The organism is Comamonas testosteroni ATCC 11996 (genome assembly GCF_000241525.1).
Classification (GTDB): domain Bacteria; phylum Pseudomonadota; class Gammaproteobacteria; order Burkholderiales; family Burkholderiaceae_C; genus Comamonas; species Comamonas testosteroni.
In genome coordinates this window covers 143,143-158,209 of sequence record NZ_AHIL01000041.1, presented here as the reverse complement: position 1 = coordinate 158,209, position 15,067 = coordinate 143,143, and the positions used below count along the sequence as shown (strand labels likewise).

Genomic DNA, 15,067 nt, shown 5'->3' with positions numbered 1-15,067 from the left:
CTTCAGCATCCACTGCCGGCGGGCTTCGCAATCTGCACAGGCCATGGTCAAGCTCCCAAGCGGCGCAGAGGCCGCAAACATGCTTTGGCACCCGTAGGCAACTGGGAGGTGATAGTCCCAGTCACTACCTCTTCGCGGTTTGCGAACAAGTCGCCTAGCGTCAAAAGAATGCCGGCCCGGACCATATCCATGTCGTCATCTGTTACCAGAAGCGGGTATGGCCGCGCCGCTCCAGCTGCAATTGCTGCATCAAGCGCCGCCTGGCTTTCGTACACATCACGGTCCAGATAGACGATGGCCATGCGAGTGGCTGCATTGAGCTTGAGCTGGATATCGCTGTCTTCGTGATCGTGCCTGACACGCAGATGGGCCTTGGCCTGAGCCAATGTGACAAGCTCAATGGCCATGATCAAGCCTCGGGTTGAGCGGCGCTCGAATCAGATGCAGGGGCGGCAGCAGAAGAGTCGCCGGGTTCCTGTGCAGACGTGTGCACAGTGCCGTCTGCCTGGCCATCACTGCCGCTGCGCACCTGTTCATTACCAGCAGACAGATCAGACTGACCTGCGGATTGATTGCTATCACCTGGGCCTGCAGACTTGATTTCCTTCTGGCGCGGTGTTGTCGTGCGACGTTTCGATGCGTCGGGCTTGGATTCCTGCGGCTTGACTTCGCGCACCATGCCGTGGCGCTTGTAGTGGTCCAGAGTGATCTTGTCCATGGCGGCAGGCAAAGGATCACCAGGCTTCAGCAGCTTGTCGCCGCTTTTGAACGTCTTTCCGATCTCATATTCCATTTCATTCTCCAAAGGCAAAGGCCAGCGCGAGGCCGGCCTTTGCGGTTTAAGTTGAGAGAGCTGCGCCTCGATCAGGGAGCAGGTGCAGGGAATGTGCCGGCAACAATGGCCTTGGGGCGCTCGACAGTGAAGGCCAAGCGCTCTTCCACCAGCAGGGCCACCATGTTCTTGATGAAGAAGTCAGCGTGCTGCTCTGCCACACGCACAGTGACTTCCTCACGGTCGTAGATGGTGGCTGCGAAGCCGCTGCCACTGAGAAACTGACCTGTGGGCAGACCGTAGCTTTCCACCACACGTTTGCCCCACACACGCGGCGCGGCACCATCGGTGGGTGTACCAAAGATGTAGGCACCGTCATTGGTCTTCAGCAGCTGGATGGTGGCCCAGTCCTCCAGGCTCAGCACCGAGAAGGTGGCCGGGTACAGCGCCTTGGCCACCTGCAGATGAGACCAGCGTAGGTGGTCGAGCATTGTTGTTGCCGGACCGCCAGCCGCAGGAGCGGGCAGGCCCGCAGCACTGTAGTCCGTGGCCTGGGGAACGAGACCCAAGAGATGACCATTCAGCCCGTCACCGAAGAGCAGATCTTCATCTTCCTTGATCTTCAGGCCTTCGCGCATACGACCATCGATCAGGCCTTGCAGCTGCGGCACATCGGCTAGCACTTGGCGGCTGATAGGGATCCAGTGTGCGATGGTTTCGACCGAGCTCGACTTCTTCTCAAACGTAATGCCCGATTCGTTTTTGGCAGTGCCTTCACCGTTTTGGGGACCGGCATTGTTGGTGAACAGCTTCTCCTGAACCCACTCCACCGCGTTGGTGGAGATCGAGACCGCCATAAAGAGGTCACGCACAGTGAGCGGAATAGCCGGATCCACCAGCAGGCCGCGGCGATCGGGTTCGATGAACGCGCCCGCGCTGGCTGCTGAGCTGGTCACAGCCGCCTTGCCGAACAGCGGGGCATTCATGGTAATGAGCTCAGCCGTGCCGCCGCGATAGGACTTGCAGACATCGGATTCGCCGGCCAGTTGGCCCAGGCTCTTGCGCTGCTGACCGCCACCGCCGAGCAGGTTGGCAGATTTGCGGGCCAGGTCGGTCAGCTCTTCGGTGAGCTTTTCGACCGACTTCTCAACCTTGTCCACCTTCTGGACCGCGTCCTGGAATGCAGCCTTGGTTGTGGCGTCAACGCCAGCAGCCTTGAGTTCTTCGTGCATTTTGCCGACTCGGCCATCCAGCTCGGTATGCGCCTTCTTCATATCGGCGACCGCCTGCTGAGCGGCCTTAGCCACATCGGTGAGTTGGCCCAAGGCCTTTTGGATGTCGCCGCCAGTCTCGCCCGTCAGAGCCATAGGCATGGCTCCAGCGGCTGCCAGAGCGGCCCATGTGTCGTGGGAGACCAGCGGAATGCCAGCCAGAGATGCGACGGCCAGGACCGCCATGCCGGCCAGGAATGCGACCGTGAGATGTTTACGAGTGAGTTGCATAGTTCAGTTCCAGGTAAATGCTTGCGTGAGTGCCTTGATTTCGTCTGCCAGCGTCTCGCTGTCCGGGCCACCATCACGGTGGCCTAGCGACTTGAAGCCGCCAGCAGCCAAGGCCTTGGCCTCGCGCTGGCTGTATCCGAGGCCACGCAGCTGCGCCTCGAAATCTCGAATGCTTTTTACGGAATCGACCAACGCGGCAGGGTTCATGCCGAAGGGCACCAGGCTGAATTCCCACAGCTCGGCCTCTTTGATGATTCGCACGTAGTCACCATCGCGGTCTTCCCAAGAGGATCCGCCGTAGGGGATGTCAAAGCCGACGCTGAGGCCATCGAGCACGCCGGCTTTCATGAGCTCATACGCATCGCGCACGTAGCCAACGCCTAGAGCCAGCTGGCCTTCGACGAACAGGCCATAGTCGTCTTGCTCAAACTTGGCTTTGCCTGCCAGCTGGTTGAGGTTGTGATGCATGGCAATACGCACTTGGCCATCACGAGTGGTCTTCACATTGGTGAAGGCGCCAGGCAGGATCACATCTCGCCCTAGATCCACGTTATTGAAGACCGCTGCGTAGCCGGTAAAACTCCCGTCAGCCTTTGCCTCCTTGATTTCAATGGGTGCAGTGATGCGATCCATCAGGAGTCTCCTTTCTGGTCAATCTGTTGGCGCAGCAGATCCAGCGGCGCCATGTTGAGCGGCGCCATAAGGTCATCAGCACCATCGACACGCGGCAGGTTCTCCCGTTCGCGGATTTCGTTGGCAGTGATGGCCGAGGCTTGCCGCAGCTTGAGATATTGGTCAGCACGCGCAGTGCTGTCGCCCCGAAGCAGGTTGTTGACGTCGAACTCGAAATACATGCCCGCCGAACGCTCGCTGGCTTCCAGCAGGCAGCTGTTGAGGCTGGCCTCGATGCGGGTCAGGTACGACAGCAGCGTGTAATCCAGAAAGTGCTTGTTGGCCTGCTCCGTGTTGTTGTAGCTGGCCTTGTCCGTCTCCATCAGCATGTGCAGCGGCACTCGGTAGATCCGGGCCACTTCTGCAATCTGGAGCTTGCGCGCTTCGATGAACTGCGAGTCGTTGTTCGTCGTGCTGATAGGCGTGTACTTGGTGCCGTCCGTGAAGAACGGATGCTCGCCCTTCTCGCGTGACTCCCGGATGTACTTCGAGACGCTCTTTCGGAACTGATCCCGCGTCATCTCGCCAGGGGCATAGTCGCCAGTGATGATGCCCAGAGGCTGACCACCGCTGCCGAAAAACTCAGCCGCATACTTCTCCAGCGCCACGGACAAGCCCAAGCTATTGCCGTGCACTTGGTGCGGTGCATATCCTTCAAGCTGCCCCACACCACCAAAGCCGCGCACAGGCATAACATCGCGCCGCTTGAGCGCACGTCGCTGGCCGTTGCGATCGGTCAGCCAGTAGATAAGGCTGCCGTCGCGCTGTACTTCAGGCTGCACCCGGCTTTTGTGCACGGGCTGGATCTCAATGATGCGACCCGTGCTCTCAAATCGAGTGACCGGGTTGTAGGCCTGCCCCATCGTCGCCAGGCTGACCACCATGGACTCCTTCCATTCGGGAGCCGTGAGGTAATCGCAAGGCTGCCAGCGCACAAGCGCGTATCGTGGATCGTCTTTGGCTCTCTCTCGGCCTTTGGCCGTAGTCCTGTACAGGTGCAGCGGCAAGGTGCCAACGGTTTCCGCAATCAGGCGGATAGCGGACCAGGCCGTGGTGATCTGCAACTGCGTGGCATCGCTGACATTGATGTTGGCCCAGGTGCGGCCGGCACCCAATGCTCCCCAGCCTTGAGGGTTGTTGAGCGTTAGGTCCGTGCCCTTGAGCACCCAGCCAGCGGCGTGCAGTAGGGATCGGCGGATGATGTTCATGTCGTCTCTTCTGCAAAGGAGTCCCAGAAGGCTTTGGCCTGCTGGGTCTTGGTATCGACCACCGGAATCGAAAGCGCACGCCCGAGCGCCATAAGCATGGCGAGCACACCATCGATCTTGTTTTCCGGACGCTCTTTTGTTGGAGCCCGTAGTTCGTTGAATTTGCTGACCTTGACGACAAGATTGCTCATCATCCAGTTCATGACGGGGTTGCCGTCGTGTACCAGCCGCTCCTCATGGACCAGGTTCTCCACCTCAATCAGCGGTCCAGTGAAGAACATGCTGCGCTGAGTGATTTCGACCAAAGGCAGGCCTTCATCCAGCAGCTGCCGCGCGAAGTAGCGAGATAGCGCCGGGTCGTAAGCCACCTCTTGCACATTCAGCCGCCCGCACAGTTCGCGGATGTCGTTGGCAATGACATCGAAGTCGGTGATGTTTCCGTCAGTGACTTCAACGTGGCCCTGATGCACCCAGCCGCTGAGGTAGGCGTTAGTGCTTGCAGCGACCGCCACCTCATTCAGATACAGGCGCGGGCACACGTGCCAGCAGCCATTCATCTGATACACGGCGACCAGCGCGGCGAAGTCAACCTTCTCTGCAAGGTCCAGACCCAGCCACACAGGGACGTCACGCGGAATTGCTTCCAGGCTGATGCCCGGTAGCGTGCGATCTTCCCAAGCCCTCATGTCCATCCAGGCGCTCTCACCGTTGACCCATACGTTGAGACGCTTGGTCAGGAAGTTGTTGAGCGCGCTGGGCATAGCCTTGGCCTTGCGGGCAGCTGCGGCCATGTCATCCTCAAGCACCGAGTGCCCGTAGTTCGGATTGGCCTTGGCCCAGCTGCTTGGCGCGTAGGGATCGTCGGCAGAGTCGATGGTGTAGATGATCCCGAACAGGGCCGGGTCATCAATGACGTGCTCAAGCACCTTGACAGTGTGCGTACGGCGCTCGTAGCAGATGCCACCAATGTCAGTGCCCGCTGTTGTGATATTCCACAGCAGCGACTGCTCACGCGAGCCGCGAGCCGAATCAATCACGTCATACACGGCACGTGTCTTGTGCGCATGCAACTCATCGATGACGGCGAAGTGCACATTCAAACCGTCCAGCGTGGAACCCTCGGCTGCCAGCGGCGTGTATTTGCTGGCCGTGTGCGCCACCGTGATGCTGTGCTGCATGAAGGCCACGCCCAGATACGTGCGCAGGTCCGACACGCGCTCGGCCATGGCCCGGCTGTCATCAAACACGATCCGCGCCTGGTCGCGCGTGGTGGCAGCGCTGTAGACCTCGGCGCCATGCTCACCATCGGCGCTGAGCATATAGAGCGCGAGTCCGCTGGACAGCGTGGACTTCGCGTTTTTGCGCGGCACCTCCACATAGCCTTCACGGTAACGGCGCACCCAGGTCTCTGCCTGAGTTTTGGGGTCCACTTTCTTGTGGATCCAACCGAAGACCGTGGTGATGATGAAGCACTGCCAGTCTTCAAGCTCGATCAGGCGCCCTTCACGTGCCCACTTTCCCTTGATGTGGGGCAGCAGCTCAATGAACTCGCAGGGGCGCGATGCGCGGGCATGGTCAAAGATGTAGGGCCACGATGAACTCGGGGCACGCGCCAGGTCATCGCGTTGACGCTCTACAGCCAGCCGAGTCCACTTACACGCAGGCACAGCTCCGCTGAGCACATTGCGCATATAGCGCTGTGCAGCTTCGATGTATTTGCTGGTCATGCAAGTGAATCACGGTGTTAGCGGCCTCCCACCAAGGTGAAAGCGGCGAAGCCAGTTGGCGCCTGCGGTGGCGCATCGATGCCGGGCAGCGTTGGCTGCACGTAGTTGCTGGGTGATACACGGCCACGGGCCGCCGGGCTCATACCGAAGTGCTGCAGATAGCGATTGACCTGCTCACGGTGACTCTTGATGAGCTGCACCATGACGCTCTGCTGGGCATAGCCGCTCGGTGTCACCGCATGGCTGGCCTCATACACCGCATCTGGATATTCCAGCCCGCGCTGATCCATCAGGCGGTTGACCTGGCCGTTGAATGCTTCCTCCAGCTCGGCCAGGCGGCCGGCTGCCTGGCAGTACAGCGCAAGAGCTGTGCGGTCCAAGCCGCTGATCAGGCCCAGCTCCTCCAGCAACGGAGTGATCCGCTTCCACTCTTTGCGCGCTTCACGGCTGAGGTGTCTCGGCGGAGCCGGGATTTCGATTTTCGGATTGACGCCATCCGCCAGATTCAGCGGACGCTTTCCTGCATTGCCTTCCAAAACACGAAGAGCAAGCGGCTTTGGCATTGGTCCACGTTGGGCCATGATTCCTCCTATCGGGGGTACCCCCCCCTCCTAAACCTGCGCGCGCAAAAAAAAGACTGGGGGCTCGGTTTCCGGTCGGTTCGGGGTGAACTTTTTTCACCCCCTCCCCCTGCCCGCGCCTACAAATGAGAATTCATCTCATTCGCAGCGATATCCGGCCCATGACCGTTTGACGCCGCGCGCCCGCTCGGCCTTGGACTTGATGTCGTGGCAGTCGTCACACAGGGGCTGGACGTTGTCCTCCGTGTCGGTGCCGCCCTCTTCAAGAGACTTGATGTGGTCGCGCTGGGTTGCCAGCTTGACAACGTCTTTGCGTCGGCATTCACGACACAGCGGCTCGCGGGCGAACAAATCAGCTCGCAGGCGCTGCAGTGGCCTGCCCGTGATGCGCTTCGCGGCCGTGGGCTTCTTCGACCAGGTTTGCTTCGGGTGCTTTGGACATCTGCCCGTGCCATCGCGGACCAGCACGCCACAGCCAGGATGAGAGCAAGGACGCGGGGCAGCTGACGGCACGGTGATGTCTCCTGAATATTTGCTGGTTACGGCTCCAGCGTTGATGGCGCAACCGTTGAGTGGTCTCGCATTCAAGTGCCAACCTCAAATGCTGTGTCGCTCACCCAGACACACGGCCCCTAGCGCTCTATGCATCGCGGTAATGGGAAGGCCCGGCATTACTCCACCTCTGTGGTGCCGGTTGGTTTTTATCGCTCGTACCTCAGCGAGCTGTTGGGGATTGAGGATTCCGGCTCAAGCGCGCCCAAAAGAAAACCCCGCACAGCGCAAACTGGCGGGGTTCCCGGGCAAGTACTCAGTGGTTAGGGGCACCGAGCACTAGCTTGCCGCAAATGTACTGCAACTCTCTATGTGGAAAAACTCCCTTGGGGCTGCATGTGGGAGCGTCTGCGCTCTTTCTCTTGAGCCAACGCCACCAACCAGGCATCAATGGCGCGGTCTGCTGCGTCCAGCTGCGCATGCACCGTGGATGGTGCACGGCCGATACGGCGGGCCGTGCCCGTGATACCGAGGTCACGGACATAGATGCAGTACAGCGTGTCATACAGATGGGACTTGCCACCCTTCAACGACTCCACCGCCTTATCCGTCTCCTCAGCCTCCAGGTGCAGCACCGGCATGACTGACTCGCGGTTCTTTTGCGGCTGCTCAACACTGGCACCCCACACGGCCAGGATGTTCTGCGATGGGAAGCCCAGCCCGTTGTTGTCGCGCCGTGCCCGCCACAGCGCCCAGTTATCCAGGCGGCGCTTGATGTGCTCGATCCGCGCCATGGTCAGGTTCCTCCCAGATCACCATGGCCCGCGATCATGCACACGTGTGCACAACCGAAGCGGGCAATCAAGCGCGACACCTCGACAGCCCGCTTGAATTGAGTGAAGGGTGCGCCGGCCACGTGCCCAGCCTCGCAGGCCCAGAACTGATCGGGCCGACCAACCAGGCCCAAGCGCACGATGCGCCACACATTCGAGTCCTTCTCTGCATACCGGCAAATGGTCTTGTACACCTCAGGCATCAAAGTCTTGATGCGCTGCTGCCCCTGCTCAATCAACCACTTCTCATGATCAGACCACTGGCCCTGACCACCCACTTTGACTGATGCCCTAACATCTTTGTTCATCTGTTCACCCTGTTCAGTTAATTGATAAGAGGGAATTGCGGATTTGCCCGAGCGCACGCGCGCCTGTGCCTATGCGCCCCGGCATGCGCTTGTCTCAGTCATCCAGGCTGAACAGTCATCAACTAGGCAATGCAGCAGCTTCAACCCCAAAAGAGAGGGGTAGTGATTGCTATATGGCACTAGGCAAATGCCTGAACAGCCTGAACAACTGAACAAAATCAACTCATAGGCGCATAGCAGTCCATCCCCGCCACTGCACCGCAGGCCGGGCGCACCATCACCCAGGCCACCACGTGGACGCGAATCTCGCCTCCAGCCACGTGGGCGGTGCAGCGCGATTCAGGCGCTGCCACCATGTAAAAAGAAGAAGGGTTAGAACGGTTCATCGTCTCCGTCCATAGGCCCATATCCGCCGCCACCAGCTGCGCCAATGCCAGCAGGTAAAGGTGGGGCCTCAAAGGTGGTCGTTCCGCCAGCAGAGGCGGCTTCAGGTGAAGCAGCCACATCCGATTGCTGGGTCCATGACGCGGACGCAGCGTCCTCCTCGGCCGGTGGCCACACATCGGGGCGGAAGTACACCCCCGACTCCAGCTGGCCGTTGACGCGCTGGCGGCCTTTGAACTGCCAGCCATTGCTTTCAAGCCAGGCCTCGATCTGCCCCTTCAAGACAGAGGTAGCCTTGCCAATGTCAACGCCTAGGGCCTTGATCAGGGTATTGATCGCGATACGTTCGGCATCGCTGTTGATGAATCGCGCATCAGCAGTGGCAGGACGGGTCAGCAGCTTGAACAGCTCGGCATCGACGGCCGACTCCTGCTGGCGGCTTTCCTGCATCGGTACAAACAGGCGCTCTTCTTCCTCCTCGGTCGGCGTGTAGCGCACGCCTCCCTTCTGATAGAGCGCATAGGCCTCGGCCATCAGCTGGTCGCGCCACTTCTCAATCCACTCGGTCTTGATCTTGTGGCGCACCGGCACAGGCCAGAAACGACGATTGCCCGTGCGGTCGCGCAGATACTTCTTATCGTTGGTCGAGCCCACCAGCACACACTGGCGCGGGAACTCCTGCGCCTGGTCACCGTAGGCCACCCGGTAGTTGTCCACCATCGACGACACAAAGGCCTTGATGTCATTCACGTCCGCCTTGGAGAAGCTTGACATTTCCTGAATCTCATACAGCCACTTGCCGCGCACCTGTTCATAGGCTTCTTTGCCCCTGCTCAGGTCAAACTTGGTGTCGCTGAACCACTCAGGCCGGCCCGCCAACAAGCGACCCAAGGTGGACTTGCGCAAGCCACCCTTGCCCTCAAGCACAGGCATATAGTCAAACTTGCAACCGGGCTCCATCACCCGCCAGACCATGCCCATCACCCAGTAGCGGCCGACAAGCGCCAGATATTCATTCATTGGCGCCTTCAGCGTCTCGGGGGACTCACCCAGCACATGGATAAGCCATTTGTCCAGGCGCGGCTTTCCATCCCACTCCAGGCCCGACAGCCATTCACGCACCGGGTGATAGCGCTCCGTATAGGCCACCGTAGCAATCCCGTCCTTGATGTTCTGGGTAGAGACATCGCCCACGCCATACACATCATTCAAGTACATGCCCAGCAGCAAGGTGCTATCGGCCTCAAGCCCACCCGCTTTGGCATGCGGCCACGGCCAGGCCTTGCGCACGCTGGTGCTCTTGCTCAGCTCATTGAATGCCACGCAGCCCTTGAGCTGAGGATCATTCTGCAAAGCGGCCACCACCAGGCTACGACGCAGATCCCAGCGGTGCTTCCTGCGGTCGTAGAACTGCCACAGCCAGTCCCGGTCGTCGGGGTCGCCCGATGGCGGCTCAGACCCGCCGCCGTCTGTGCCAACGGGGGAATCGCGTTTTGGGGGCTTGCCGCCGTTACCGGCCGCTGCCGCAGGGGCATCAGCCTGAACAGGCGCGTCTGCAGACGCATCGACGACAGGCAAAGGCTGCGCCCGGCCAAAGAAGGCCAGCACATCCTCGCCCGTCCAGCCTTCATCCTTGATGGCGTCCTTGCAGTCCCAGCCGCTGGGCTTCGCGCCTGGCTCAGGAATGGGCAACAGCTGCACAGTGCAGCCTTGCTCAGCCACCAGATGGGCACCAATGCCCAGCATCGCGCCCATGCCCGGCTGCTTATGTGCCGGCAGCAAAGCCTTTGTCAGTTGCAAGGCTTCCTTCGCCTCGGGCTTGTCCTTCACCTCGGCCTGCTCAGCCTTGGTCAACCTCTCACGCTGCGCATCGCAGTCAGGCCACAGCAGCACCGTGGCCCCGGCAAGCCAGTCCCAACCTGTTTTCTTCCACGCCTTGCTGCCACTGGGCCAGCTGGCCACGCAGTAAATGCCTGGGGCTACCGCATCCAGCAATTGCTGCAGCACGTCCGCCTTCAGCTCACCCTCAACCAGAATGACCGTGCGCCCATTGGGCAACTCGTGACTGGGGAAATACAACGGCCGAGGCTCGTCCCAGGTCTTCCACTTCCAGGCACGAGTCCCATCGCGGGCACTACTGCAAAACGTGTGAGGCAAAGTATCCTTGCCGCCATCGCTGGTGCGGTACCGCATCACAAAACCGTGCAAATCTGCGCCCACGCGGTATTCAGCTTTGTGCTCCAGGTCTTCCAACTGGCGATGCTTGTGCCAAAACGTCGGCTGTTGCGCATTGCCTGGCACCGGCCGCAGCGTGCTCCACTCCTCCTGGTCGCGAGTCTTGTCAGCTTTGGGCGCGGGTGCTGGGCGCGGGTTGGCAGCGGGCACCACAGCTGCACCGCTGGCCTGCTTCACCAGCCCCGCCACACTCTCCAGCTTTTCCTCACGCGCCACCTGAATGGCAGCCTTGGCATTACTCAGGTCATGGATTGCGGCATAGAGGCCTATCAGGTCATTGCCCTGGTCGCCCGTGGCAAAGTCGCCCCAGCTGCCCGACTTCACATTGACGCTGCAGCTGTGACCATGCCCGCCGCTCAAGTCGGCGCACCGGTACTCATGCCCGTCAAACTGCCCACCAGGCAGCCAGCGCGGCACCAGATTCTCTGCATTGGCCAGCAGCGCCTCACGCAGCGGGCCGAACTGGATGGGCGGCAAAGGTTCGCGGTGCTGGTTCATGCAGCACCCCCTTGCCATCCCTGACAGAACATCGACACGCCGGCGTCCCTAACACCAGCGACGTGCACTACAACCATTCCTTACCCCCAGAGCTGCATGGCCTGCGAAAGGCCGACGAAATCCGCCTCATTGGCGGCATGAACTTGATGCGGCAGCGCGTACTCGGCTGCCGGTCGATTGCGTCTAGGCACCTTGCGCTGCCCACTAATCACAAGGCGGCCATAGCGCTTCATCTTTGGGACCGTGTTGCGGATGGCGTTGAAAGCCACGCCCACCGTCATCAAATGAGCGGCAATCTCGGCCAGGGTCGGGCTGCGCTCAGGCGTCCAGAGCTTCTCCACGGCCTGCTCGATAGCCAGGCTGATTTCTCCTGCGGGCCTCATAGATCCACCTCCAGGCCGGCAGCGCGGCGCACATTGCGGTGCAGGCGCAGGAGCAGCTCAACCTCTCCCATGATCTGGGCGCACATCTGCTCGGCCTCGGCCGGCTCCACGCGCTTGTCCTCGGTGACTCGCATACCCAGGGCGGTCAAAGATCCACCCTCGACGCCCAGCTGCAGCAGCTTCTTCTGGATGGCCTCGGCCTCGCAGGGCCAGCCACCAGGAGGTGCAGGGGGCAAGGTCATGGCCACCATTCCATATTGCTGGTTCAGGGTGGTCAGCCACTTGAGGGCACCAGGATCCCGGCATTCCTGCATCCATTCCGTCAGCAGCTCCAGCATCTCCAGGTTGATCCACTCGCCATCAACGCCACGCAGACGGGCGCGCAGGGTTTCAGGGTGAATGCTGCGACCACGACGCATGGTCAGAAAAGTGGCAGCGGCCGAGACGCCGCCGGGGGTGTTGCGCACCGCGTTGTAGAGCACATCGCGCCATGCATTGGGAGACAGATAGCAGGTCACAGCCCACCCCCTTGAAACAGAAAAATTTCAGGCTTTCGGCCCGCACCCGCAGCAACGACACTGCGTCCATGAATAAAAAAGCCCACCGCCCGCAGCACAACAAGCCGCACACACCTTCCCGCGTGTGCAGCACCTTGATGGAGCGAGGAGACAAAACGCCCGGCAGCTGTACAGCTCCGATCTGGGCGGTGGGTGAAGTTCAGGCCGTCAACCAAGGGATGACTCCTGCGAAGAGGTCTCCAGCTCGGGCCAGATATCAGGCCAGTCAAACGGCCTCAACTCTTTGCGCGACACACCGAACTGCTTCTCTATCCGAACGCAGCTCACTGGATCAGGCAGCGTCCCACGCTTGCGCCAATTGCTAATGACCGACTGGCCGACACCAATCGCGTCAGCCAGACGGCAAACGCCTTGAGCCCTCTCGATAGCAGTGTTCAGTGCATTCATTGCCTCGCATTATCACTCAAGTGATAGATCCAGCAACAACAAAACATACCAAAGTGATTCACACAAGTGATGAAATCTAACTATGGAAACACTAGGCCAACGACTCAAGCGCTTGCGACAAGCCAAGGGCCTCACGCAGGCTCAACTTGCTACAGAAGCTGGCTTCTCCAGCCAGGGCGGCATCGGCAATATCGAACGCGATTTGCGCGGATATGGAGCCAGCATCGTAAAAATTGCAGATATTTTGGGCACAACCCCAGATTATCTTCAAACAGGCATTGACAAGCACCTGTATATATCCAGTAATATCGAGCCCGGACCGAATATCAAGGGAAAAGGGAGATATCCAATCGTGTCGTTGGTGCAAGCTGGAAAATGGACAGGCAGCTGCGAGGGCGTTGAAGCTTGGCAAGCCGAAGAATATGGATACTCACCATACGACCTTGGCGAATGCGGGTATCTTCTGCGAGTTCGTGGAAGCTCGATGACCTCAAAGTCTGGTCCACATTCGTTCCCTGATGGGATGCTGCTACATGTCAACCCTCATCTAGAGGCGAAGCCTGGTCAGTTTGTCATTGCGCGCCGCGAGGCAGAGCACGAGGCAACTTTTAAGCTATACACGCTTGTCGATGGCGAGCCTTATCTTGAAGCCATCAACCCCGACTGGCCACACCGATTCTTAAAAATGCTTGAAGGCGACGCCATCGTTGGCGTAGTGGTTGACGCATCCTTTGGTCGACTTCCCTGAGAACTGCCCTCACCACTCAAAGCGCCGAAAGGCGCTTTTTTTGCGCCAACAAGCAAAGGCAGGCTACCCCGCGCCCCTGGAAGGTAGACCATCAAGCCACTTGAAATCACATATCTCAGAGCCCCGCACCGCAACACCCCTTAGTCACCCTGACTGGTGCGCAATCAATTTCGCACGCGAAAAAGCCCCCGCCTGGACAACAGACAGCCGCTCTTGGAACTTTTGCTGCAAAACCCCCCATGCACTCTTGGAAGCAGCTACTCAATAGAGCGCAGAACGACACTCACACACACCAACTCGGCACCTAACGCCGCGCTTTTCAAGCACGCAGACACCTGCATCACGGACACCGCGCACTATCGTGTACCCCTGCATCAAGCGCCTTGATACGGCAAGCACACCCACCTGCACAAGCCTCCCACTTCAAGCAGCTTGAGATTCATTTCTTTCCCCACATTTCGAATCCACTTGGTTTTCCTAAAGTTAATTCCATTTTGAATAATGCACCAATGAAACAAAGCGTATAGCAAAGAAAGCAAACAACGAACGAAGCAAATGCCGAAGGAAGCAAATAACGAACAAAGCGTATAACGAACAAAGTAAATAATGCACATACTTTGCATACTCCGTATACAAGCAAAAGCCATCAGTGCACATTAATTGTTTAGGACTAAATTCCCAAGTTGGATATTCAACTGGATTTGAAACACTCAAATCCAAATCAAGCGGCTTGATGAGAGGAATCTGGGTTCCCGCATAGAGCATCCAGTCGCCCCCCCCCAAGCAGAGCAGACCAACACCTCCAACACTCACGCTCGAAATCATCACTAGTGTGTTGACAAGCAAAGATCACTCGTGTGATTATTGGCGCCGCATCAAATCACACGAGTGATGCAAACATTGCCTTCATAGACATGTCGAGGAGTTGGGGAATGTCAAACACACACAGTGCACACGTGTGCACATCAAAGCGGTTCACGGAAAACCTCATCTGGCTCAAATGCGCATGGCAAGGCCGCGAGTCTTTCGCATTGCTGCAAAAGAAGCGCGATGCACTGCGCCCTGGACCGTACCGCAACGCGATTCTTGATGCCTGCACTGCACTCGAATTCTCGGCCAAATCAGACGAGAAGCACGCCATAGATGGCGGCTTGCTGCTGCACTTGGGCGTTGAAAAAGCCGCCAAACTCGCATGCCAGCTCTGGGAGGAAGCGTTTCGGGCACGTCATTTTCCAAATGGAGGCCCCACATGCTGACCCGCTACATCGTCACCTGTGGTCGCAAGCGCCGCACCACCCTGGCCACGGGCGGCTGCGATGCCATCGCGCGTGCTATGGCTCGCTTCGGCAATGCCCATCCCATCAGCGCACGGAGGGCCGCAGCGTGAAGACCATCCACAACACCAACAAGGCCCTGCTGCGCGTGCTGGGTCTGGAGGACATGAAGTACATCCAAGCCGTCGATGTCGCGCTGCGCCCTCGTCAATTGCCCGAAGTGACCGTCCGCATGACCGTCGATCTGCCTAACAGGACGGATACCCAAGTCTTTCGACTGATTGCTCCGTTGACTGCTGCACCACGCCCAGCGCTAGACCTGGACGCGATGTGCCGGCTGGCCTGCGACCGACTGCGCCACCGCATTGAGGACGACGCGCACGAGGCCATCAATCACTGCGCCTATGACAGCTACGACCGAGCAAAGCAGTACACCGGCTTTGTCCGCGAGTTGATCGAAGAGAGCAGCCCCTATCCATTTTGAG

General features: G+C 59.3%; 19 protein-coding genes. 4 read left to right on the top strand and 15 right to left on the bottom strand.

Annotated elements, in window-relative coordinates; all coding sequences use genetic code 11:
- Positions 1-47: 47 nt before the first annotated feature.
- The 15 genes from CTATCC11996_RS18110 to CTATCC11996_RS18045 form a co-directional block, all read right to left on the bottom strand.
- A complete protein-coding gene (locus tag CTATCC11996_RS18110) occupies positions 48-407 on the bottom strand; it encodes a head-tail connector protein (RefSeq protein WP_003078891.1) in 360 nt (119 codons plus the stop codon).
- 2 nt (positions 408-409) lie between these two features.
- Positions 410-793 (bottom strand): hypothetical protein, encoded by a 384-nt coding sequence (locus tag CTATCC11996_RS18105; RefSeq protein ID WP_003078889.1) that lies wholly within the window; start codon positions 791-793, stop codon positions 410-412.
- Between the two features lie 71 nt (positions 794-864).
- Positions 865-2,274, bottom strand: a complete 1,410-nt coding sequence (locus CTATCC11996_RS18100) for a phage major capsid protein (RefSeq protein WP_003078887.1) — start codon at positions 2,272-2,274, stop codon at positions 865-867.
- A 3-nt stretch (positions 2,275-2,277) separates the two neighbouring features.
- Complete coding sequence (locus CTATCC11996_RS18095) at positions 2,278-2,907, bottom strand: HK97 family phage prohead protease (protein ID WP_003078885.1); 630 nt, start codon at positions 2,905-2,907, stop codon at positions 2,278-2,280.
- Positions 2,907-4,154 (bottom strand): phage portal protein, encoded by a 1,248-nt coding sequence (locus tag CTATCC11996_RS18090; protein ID WP_003078883.1) that lies wholly within the window; start codon positions 4,152-4,154, stop codon positions 2,907-2,909. Before CTATCC11996_RS18090 ends, CTATCC11996_RS18095 begins: the two co-directional genes overlap by 1 nt.
- A complete protein-coding gene (locus tag CTATCC11996_RS18085; protein ID WP_003078880.1) occupies positions 4,151-5,881 on the bottom strand; it encodes a terminase large subunit in 1,731 nt (576 codons plus the stop codon). Before CTATCC11996_RS18085 ends, CTATCC11996_RS18090 begins: the two co-directional genes overlap by 4 nt.
- Before the next feature lie 17 nt (positions 5,882-5,898).
- On the bottom strand, positions 5,899-6,417 hold the full coding sequence (locus tag CTATCC11996_RS18080) for a phage terminase small subunit P27 family (RefSeq protein WP_003078879.1): 519 nt from the start codon (positions 6,415-6,417) through the stop codon (positions 5,899-5,901).
- A 183-nt stretch (positions 6,418-6,600) separates the two neighbouring features.
- Positions 6,601-6,930 (bottom strand): HNH endonuclease, encoded by a 330-nt coding sequence (locus CTATCC11996_RS25135; protein ID WP_236597793.1) that lies wholly within the window; start codon positions 6,928-6,930, stop codon positions 6,601-6,603.
- Positions 6,931-7,322: 392 nt separating this feature from the next.
- Positions 7,323-7,748: a hypothetical protein gene (locus CTATCC11996_RS18070; RefSeq protein ID WP_003078874.1), complete on the bottom strand. Its 426-nt coding sequence runs from the start codon at positions 7,746-7,748 to the stop codon at positions 7,323-7,325.
- Positions 7,749-7,750: 2 nt separating this feature from the next.
- Entirely contained in the window at positions 7,751-8,095 is a 345-nt protein-coding gene (locus CTATCC11996_RS18065; protein ID WP_080569893.1) for a hypothetical protein, read from the bottom strand.
- Positions 8,096-8,313: 218 nt separating this feature from the next.
- Positions 8,314-8,481, bottom strand: coding sequence for a hypothetical protein (locus CTATCC11996_RS25730; RefSeq protein WP_155278086.1), 168 nt, complete (start codon positions 8,479-8,481; stop codon positions 8,314-8,316).
- Positions 8,468-11,212 carry a VapE domain-containing protein gene (locus tag CTATCC11996_RS18060; RefSeq protein WP_003078868.1) on the bottom strand — a complete coding sequence of 915 codons (2,745 nt, stop codon included), beginning with the start codon at positions 11,210-11,212 and terminating at the stop codon, positions 8,468-8,470. The genes CTATCC11996_RS25730 and CTATCC11996_RS18060 overlap by 14 nt, the downstream gene beginning before the upstream one ends.
- 80 nt (positions 11,213-11,292) lie before the next feature.
- Positions 11,293-11,595: a hypothetical protein gene (locus CTATCC11996_RS18055; RefSeq protein ID WP_003078867.1), complete on the bottom strand. Its 303-nt coding sequence runs from the start codon at positions 11,593-11,595 to the stop codon at positions 11,293-11,295.
- Positions 11,592-12,113, bottom strand: a complete 522-nt coding sequence (locus CTATCC11996_RS18050) for a hypothetical protein (protein WP_003078865.1) — start codon at positions 12,111-12,113, stop codon at positions 11,592-11,594. The genes CTATCC11996_RS18055 and CTATCC11996_RS18050 overlap by 4 nt, the downstream gene beginning before the upstream one ends.
- 207 nt (positions 12,114-12,320) lie before the next feature.
- A complete protein-coding gene (locus tag CTATCC11996_RS18045; RefSeq protein ID WP_003078863.1) occupies positions 12,321-12,560 on the bottom strand; it encodes a transcriptional regulator in 240 nt (79 codons plus the stop codon).
- A gap of 82 nt (positions 12,561-12,642) precedes the next feature.
- Here CTATCC11996_RS18045 and CTATCC11996_RS18040 point away from each other — a divergent pair, with 82 nt between their 5' ends.
- From CTATCC11996_RS18040 to CTATCC11996_RS18030, 4 genes are all read left to right on the top strand, one after another.
- Positions 12,643-13,308 (top strand): LexA family protein, encoded by a 666-nt coding sequence (locus CTATCC11996_RS18040; protein WP_003078861.1) that lies wholly within the window; start codon positions 12,643-12,645, stop codon positions 13,306-13,308.
- 932 nt (positions 13,309-14,240) lie between these two features.
- Positions 14,241-14,564: a hypothetical protein gene (locus CTATCC11996_RS18035; RefSeq protein WP_003078859.1), complete on the top strand. Its 324-nt coding sequence runs from the start codon at positions 14,241-14,243 to the stop codon at positions 14,562-14,564.
- Entirely contained in the window at positions 14,558-14,695 is a 138-nt protein-coding gene (locus tag CTATCC11996_RS25915; protein WP_003078857.1) for a hypothetical protein, read from the top strand. Before CTATCC11996_RS18035 ends, CTATCC11996_RS25915 begins: the two co-directional genes overlap by 7 nt.
- A complete protein-coding gene (locus tag CTATCC11996_RS18030; RefSeq protein ID WP_003078853.1) occupies positions 14,692-15,066 on the top strand; it encodes a hypothetical protein in 375 nt (124 codons plus the stop codon). The genes CTATCC11996_RS25915 and CTATCC11996_RS18030 overlap by 4 nt, the downstream gene beginning before the upstream one ends.
- Position 15,067 lies beyond the last annotated feature (1 nt).